We start from the raw sequence: 6,066 nt of genomic DNA on the forward strand, positions 1-6,066 counted from the left end.
TTGAATGATCTCTATCTTGCGACGTGGCCTGTTGGTGTTGCTCGCGGCCCTGCCGTTGATGGCTAATGCTGCACCGGGGCAATCGGCTCATGACCTGATTCAGGACACCACGAACCGGATGCTTGCCGACTTGCAGGCAAACAAAGAGAAGTACAAGCAGGATCCGCAGGATTTCTATGCGGCGCTCAACAACATTGTGGGGCCAGTGGTGGATGCCGAGGGCATCTCCAAAAGCATCATGACCGTGAAGTATTCGCGCAAGGCCACGCCTGAGCAGATGCAGCGCTTTCAGGAAAACTTCAAGCGCGGTCTGTTCCAGTTCTACGGCAACGCTTTGCTGGAATACAACAACCAGGGTATTACCGTTGACCCGGCCAAAGACGAATCGGGCGAGCGCACCAGCGTCAACATGACCGTCAAGGGCAGCAACGGCGCGATCTATCCGGTGCAATACACGCTTGAGAAGATCAGCGGCGAGTGGAAACTGCGCAACGTGATCATCAACGGCATCAATATCGGCAAGCTGTTCCGTGACCAGTTCGCCGACGCCATGCAACGCAATGGCAACGATCTGGACAAGACCATCGATGGCTGGGCCGGTGAAGTGGCCAAGGCCAAGCAGGAAACCGACAAAGCCGCCGCGAAGCCAGCGCAATGAGTGAGGCGGCAGTTCGTATGAGTGATGTCGACGAGCTGGTGCTCAGCGGCGTGCTGGATTACCGCACCGGGTCCGACCTGCGCAAGGAAGGGCAGGCGCTGATCAAGTCGAGCAAGGCATCGGCGCTGGTCATCGATTGTTCGGCGGTGCAGAAGTCCAGCAGCGTCGGCCTGTCGTTGCTACTGTGCTTCATGCGTGATGCGCAGGCGGCCGGCAAGGCCGTCAGCATTCGCGCGATGCCTGACGACATGCTTGAAATCGCTCAGGTCAGTGAATTGACCGAGTTGTTGGCGCAACCCTGAACCATCATCTATAAAGAAGCCCCCCGTCAGAGTCCTGCGTTGCGGGGTTCGCAGGCGCGGGGCTTTTTTGTATGATGTCCGACCCGTGCGCACAGGGCGCCGATTGAGGTTGAGCATGCAGGCCGTAGAAGTGAAGAGCTTCCTTGAAGGAAAGCTGCCAGGAACGCTGGTAGAAGTTGAAGGCGAAGGCTGCAACTTCCAGCTGAACGTGATTAGCGATGAACTGGCGGCGTTGAGCCCGGTGAAGCGTCAGCAGCAGGTCTATGCCCATTTGAACCCATGGATCACCGATGGCAGCATCCATGCGGTCACTATGAAATTTTTCAGCCGCGCGGCCTGGGCCGAGCGCACCTGAGCCCTAGGGCGTCGAGATACTAATGGATAAATTGATTATTACCGGTGGCGCTCGTCTTGATGGCGAGATCCGCATTTCCGGCGCGAAGAACTCCGCCCTGCCGATTCTGGCTGCGACCTTGCTGTGCGATGGCCCGGTCACCGTCGGCAACCTGCCGCACCTGCACGACATCACCACCATGATCGAGCTGTTCGGGCGCATGGGCATCGAGCCGGTGATCGACGAGAAGCTCAGCGTCGAAATCGACCCGCGCACCATCAAGACCCTGATCGCCCCGTACGAACTGGTGAAAACCATGCGTGCGTCGATCCTGGTACTGGGTCCTATGGTCGCGCGTTTCGGTGAAGCCGAAGTCGCACTGCCTGGTGGTTGCGCCATCGGTTCGCGTCCGGTCGACCTGCACATTCGCGGTCTGGAAGCCATGGGCGCGGTCATCGACGTCGAAGGCGGCTACATCAAGGCCAAGGCGCCTGAAGGCGGCCTGCGCGGCGCGCACTTCTTCTTCGACACCGTCAGCGTGACCGGTACCGAAAACATCATGATGGCCGCTGCTCTGGCCAAGGGCCGCAGCGTGTTGCAGAACGCCGCGCGCGAGCCTGAAGTAGTCGACCTGGCGAACTTCCTCAATGCCATGGGCGCCAAGGTTTCCGGAGCCGGCACCGACACCATCACCATCGATGGCGTCGAGCGGCTGGGTTCGGCTTTCTACAAAGTCATGCCTGACCGTATCGAAACCGGCACCTACCTGGTCGCCGCTGCCGTGACCGGTGGTCGCGTCAAGGTCAAGGACACCGATCCGACCATCCTCGAAGCGGTGCTGGAAAAGCTGCGTGAGGCCGGTGCGGAAATCACCTGCGGTGAAGACTGGATCGAGCTGAACATGCACGGCAAGCGCCCGAAAGCGGTCAACGTGCGCACTGCGCCGTACCCGGCGTTCCCGACCGACATGCAGGCGCAGTTCATCTCGCTCAACGCCATTGCCGAAGGTACTGGTGCGGTGATCGAGACGATCTTCGAAAACCGTTTCATGCACGTGTACGAGCTGCACCGCATGGGCGCGCACATCCAGGTTGAAGGCAACACCGCGATCGTCACCGGTATCGAGAAGCTCAAGGGCGCGCCAGTCATGGCTACCGACCTGCGCGCGTCGGCCAGCCTGGTGATCTCGGCGCTGGTTGCCGAAGGCGACACGCTGATCGACCGCATCTACCACATCGACCGTGGTTACGAGTGCATCGAAGAAAAACTGCAAATGCTGGGTGCCAAGATCCGCCGCGTTCCGGGCTGATCGCTGCATCGGGACACAGGGACGTGTCCACTGAATTCGTTTCGAGTCGAGGGTGTACGCACCCTCGATGTATGTCCGGCGCCGATTGCGACCGGGCATGAGTACCTTGATAAGGACTGACGTTTCCCATGTTGACCATCGCACTGTCCAAGGGCCGCATCCTTGACGACACCCTGCCGCTTCTCGCTGAAGCGGGCATCGTGCCGACCGAGAATCCGGACAAGAGCCGCAAGCTGATCATTCCCACGACCCAGGACGACGTGCGTCTGCTGATCGTGCGTGCCACCGACGTGCCGACCTATGTCGAGCATGGCGCGGCCGACCTCGGCGTCGCCGGTAAGGACGTGCTGATGGAATACAGCGGCCAGGGCCTGTACGAGCCGCTGGACCTGCAGATCGCCCAGTGCAAGCTGATGACCGCCGGCAAGATCGGCGCGGCCGAGCCCAAGGGCCGTCTGCGCGTGGCGACCAAGTTCGTCAACGTTGCCAAGCGTTATTATGCCGAGCAGGGCCGTCAGGTCGACATCATCAAGCTGTACGGCTCGATGGAGCTGGCGCCGCTGATCGGGCTGGCCGACAAGATCATCGACGTGGTCGACACCGGTAACACCCTGCGCGCCAACGGCCTGGAACCCCAGGAACTGATCGCCACGATCAGCTCGCGTCTGGTGGTCAACAAGGCTTCAATGAAAATGCAGCACGCCCGAATCCAGGCGTTGATCGACACCCTGCGCAACGCAGTGGAATCGCGACACCGCGGCTGATCTACCTGCGCGGCCCGAGGCCGCGCCGTCTATCCGCCTCATAGCCAGAATTCTCAGGTGCCCAAGCGGATCGAATGCTAGTTTCGGGCGCCTGAGTTATTTGCCATTCCTATGAGGCTCTCGCTATGACCGCAACCACTGCAATTCGCCGACTCAACGCTGCTGACCCGGATTTCGCGCATCATCTGGATCATCTGCTGAGCTGGGAAAGTGTGTCTGACGACTCGGTCAATCAGCGCGTGCTCGACATCATCAAGGCTGTGCGCGAGCGCGGTGACGCGGCGCTGGTCGAATTCACCCAGAAGTTCGACGGTCTTGAAGTCGCCTCGATGGCCGACCTGATCCTGCCGCGCGAGCGCCTTGAACTGGCTTTGACCCGCATCACTGTGCCGCAACGCGAGGCCTTGGAAAAAGCCGCCGCCCGCGTGCGCAGCTATCACGAAAAACAGAAGCAGGATTCCTGGAGCTACACCGAGGCTGACGGCACGGTGCTCGGCCAGAAAGTCACGCCGCTGGATCGTGCCGGCCTGTACGTGCCGGGCGGCAAGGCCTCGTATCCGTCGTCGGTATTGATGAACGCGATTCCGGCCAAGGTGGCCGGCGTGACCGAAGTGGTCATGGTCGTGCCGACCCCGCGCGGTGAAATCAACGAGCTGGTGCTGGCCGCTGCCTGCATCGCCGGTGTCGACCGCGTGTTCACCATCGGCGGCGCGCAAGCGGTTGCCGCACTGGCTTATGGCACCGAAAGCGTGCCGCGTGTCGACAAGGTTGTCGGCCCGGGCAATATCTATGTAGCCACGGCCAAGCGCCATGTGTTCGGCCAGGTCGGCATCGACATGATCGCCGGCCCTTCGGAAATCCTCGTGGTCTGCGACGGCCAGACCGATCCGGACTGGATTGCCATGGACCTGTTCTCTCAGGCCGAGCACGACGAAGACGCGCAAGCGATTCTGGTCAGCCCGGACGCCGAGTTCCTCGACAAGGTGGCCGCGAGCATCGACAAACTGCTGCCGACCATGGACCGCGCGACCATCATCGAAACTTCAATCAATGGCCGTGGTGCGCTGATTCAGGTGAGCGACATGGCCCAAGCCATCGAAGTCGCCAACCGCATCGCCCCGGAACACCTGGAATTGTCGGTCGCTGATCCACAAGCCTGGCTGCCGCAGATCCGCCACGCCGGTGCGATCTTCATGGGCCGCCACACTTCCGAAGCGTTGGGCGATTACTGCGCCGGCCCGAACCACGTGTTGCCGACTTCCGGCACCGCGCGGTTCTCCTCGCCGCTGGGTGTCTACGACTTCCAGAAGCGCTCGTCGATCATCTTCTGCTCCGAGGCCGGCGCTTCCGAGCTGGGCAAAACAGCATCGGTACTGGCCCGTGGTGAATCGCTGAGCGCCCACGCACGCAGCGCCGAGTACCGCATCAAAGACCAAGACTTTCTGAAAGGGCAGGGGAACTGAGCGATGAGTAAATTCTGGAGCCCGTTCGTCAAGGATCTGGTGCCCTACGTGCCGGGCGAACAGCCGAAGCTGACCAAACTGGTCAAGCTCAATACCAACGAAAATCCGTATGGCCCGTCGCCAAAAGCACTGGCGGCGATGCAAGCCGAGCTCAACGACAACCTGCGCCTGTACCCGGACCCGAACAGTGATCTGCTGAAAAACGCCGTGGCCGAATACTACGGCGTGCAAACCAGTCAGGTGTTCCTCGGCAACGGTTCGGACGAAGTGCTTGCGCACATCTTCCACGGCTTGCTGCAACACGATCAGCCGCTGCTGTTCCCGGACATCAGCTACAGCTTCTATCCGGTCTACTGCGGTCTGTACGGCATTGAATTCGATGCGGTGCCGCTGGATGCGCAGTTCCAGATCAATCCGGCCGACTACGCCAAACCGAATGGCGGGATCATTTTTCCCAACCCGAACGCCCCGACCGGCTGCCTGCTGGCGCTGGACGCGGTCGAGCAAATCCTCAAGGCCAGTCCTGATTCGGTCGTGGTCGTGGATGAGGCGTACATCGACTTCGGCGGCGAGACGGCGATCAGTCTGGTGGATCGCTATCCGAATCTGCTGGTGACGCAGACGCTGTCCAAGTCACGCTCGCTGGCCGGCCTGCGTGTCGGTCTGGCGGTAGGGCATCCGGACCTGATCGAAGCGCTGGAGCGGATCAAGAACAGCTTCAACTCTTATCCACTGGATCGTCTGGCGATTGTCGGCGCGGCGGCGGCGTTTGCAGATCGCGAGTATTTCGACAAGACCTGTCGTCAGGTGATCGAGAGCCGCGAATGGGTGGTGGCGCAGTTGCAGGCTAAAGGCTTTGAAGTGCTGCCGTCGGCGGCCAACTTCATCTTCGCTCGCCACCCGCAGCATGATGCGGCGGGCCTGGCGGCCAAGCTGCGCGAGCAGGGCGTGATCGTGCGGCACTTCAAGCAGGAGCGGATTGCGCAGTTCCTGCGGATATCGGTGGGTACGCCGGAGCAGAATCAGGCGTTGATCGACGGCCTTGGCGACCTCTAAAAGCAAAAGCCCCTCACCCTAGCCCTCTCCCGGAGGGAGAGGGGACTGAATGGGGAATATTGCAGAATTTCACCGACCTGAATTTGGTTTACCGAATCCATAATCGACTCGGTCTTTCAGGTCGATGTATCCCGCAAGACAACTCGGTCGGCTCCCTCTCCCTCTGGGAGAGGGCTGGGG

General features: G+C 60.8%; 7 protein-coding genes. All 7 read left to right on the forward strand.

All coding sequences use genetic code 11. The annotated features are described in order from the left end of the window. Nucleotides 1-4: 4 nt before the first annotated feature. The 7 genes from V8J63_RS13240 to hisC all read left to right on the forward strand — a co-directional run bounded on the left by V8J63_RS13240 (nucleotide 5) and on the right by hisC (nucleotide 5,886). On the forward strand, nucleotides 5-658 hold the full coding sequence (locus V8J63_RS13240; protein WP_110603726.1) for an MlaC/ttg2D family ABC transporter substrate-binding protein: 654 nt from the start codon (nucleotides 5-7) through the stop codon (nucleotides 656-658). Further along, nucleotides 655-960: an STAS domain-containing protein gene (locus tag V8J63_RS13245; protein WP_336464175.1), complete on the forward strand. Its 306-nt coding sequence runs from the start codon at nucleotides 655-657 to the stop codon at nucleotides 958-960. Before V8J63_RS13240 ends, V8J63_RS13245 begins: the two co-directional genes overlap by 4 nt. Nucleotides 961-1,075: 115 nt before the next feature. Next, nucleotides 1,076-1,315 carry a BolA family protein gene (locus V8J63_RS13250; protein WP_016771670.1) on the forward strand — a complete coding sequence of 80 codons (240 nt, stop codon included), beginning with the start codon at nucleotides 1,076-1,078 and terminating at the stop codon, nucleotides 1,313-1,315. Nucleotides 1,316-1,337: 22 nt separating this feature from the next. After that, complete coding sequence (gene murA / locus V8J63_RS13255) at nucleotides 1,338-2,603, forward strand: UDP-N-acetylglucosamine 1-carboxyvinyltransferase (protein WP_016771669.1); 1,266 nt, start codon at nucleotides 1,338-1,340, stop codon at nucleotides 2,601-2,603. Between the two features lie 128 nt (nucleotides 2,604-2,731). Next, nucleotides 2,732-3,367: an ATP phosphoribosyltransferase gene (hisG, locus tag V8J63_RS13260; RefSeq protein WP_016771668.1), complete on the forward strand. Its 636-nt coding sequence runs from the start codon at nucleotides 2,732-2,734 to the stop codon at nucleotides 3,365-3,367. A 125-nt stretch (nucleotides 3,368-3,492) separates the two neighbouring features. Then, complete coding sequence (gene hisD / locus V8J63_RS13265; RefSeq protein ID WP_016771667.1) at nucleotides 3,493-4,830, forward strand: histidinol dehydrogenase; 1,338 nt, start codon at nucleotides 3,493-3,495, stop codon at nucleotides 4,828-4,830. Between the two features lie 3 nt (nucleotides 4,831-4,833). Then, on the forward strand, nucleotides 4,834-5,886 hold the full coding sequence (hisC, locus tag V8J63_RS13270; RefSeq protein ID WP_016771666.1) for a histidinol-phosphate transaminase: 1,053 nt from the start codon (nucleotides 4,834-4,836) through the stop codon (nucleotides 5,884-5,886). Nucleotides 5,887-6,066: the final 180 nt, after the last annotated feature.

The organism is Pseudomonas sp. CCNWLW23 (genome assembly GCF_037095675.1).
GTDB lineage: Bacteria > Pseudomonadota > Gammaproteobacteria > Pseudomonadales > Pseudomonadaceae > Aquipseudomonas > Aquipseudomonas atacamensis.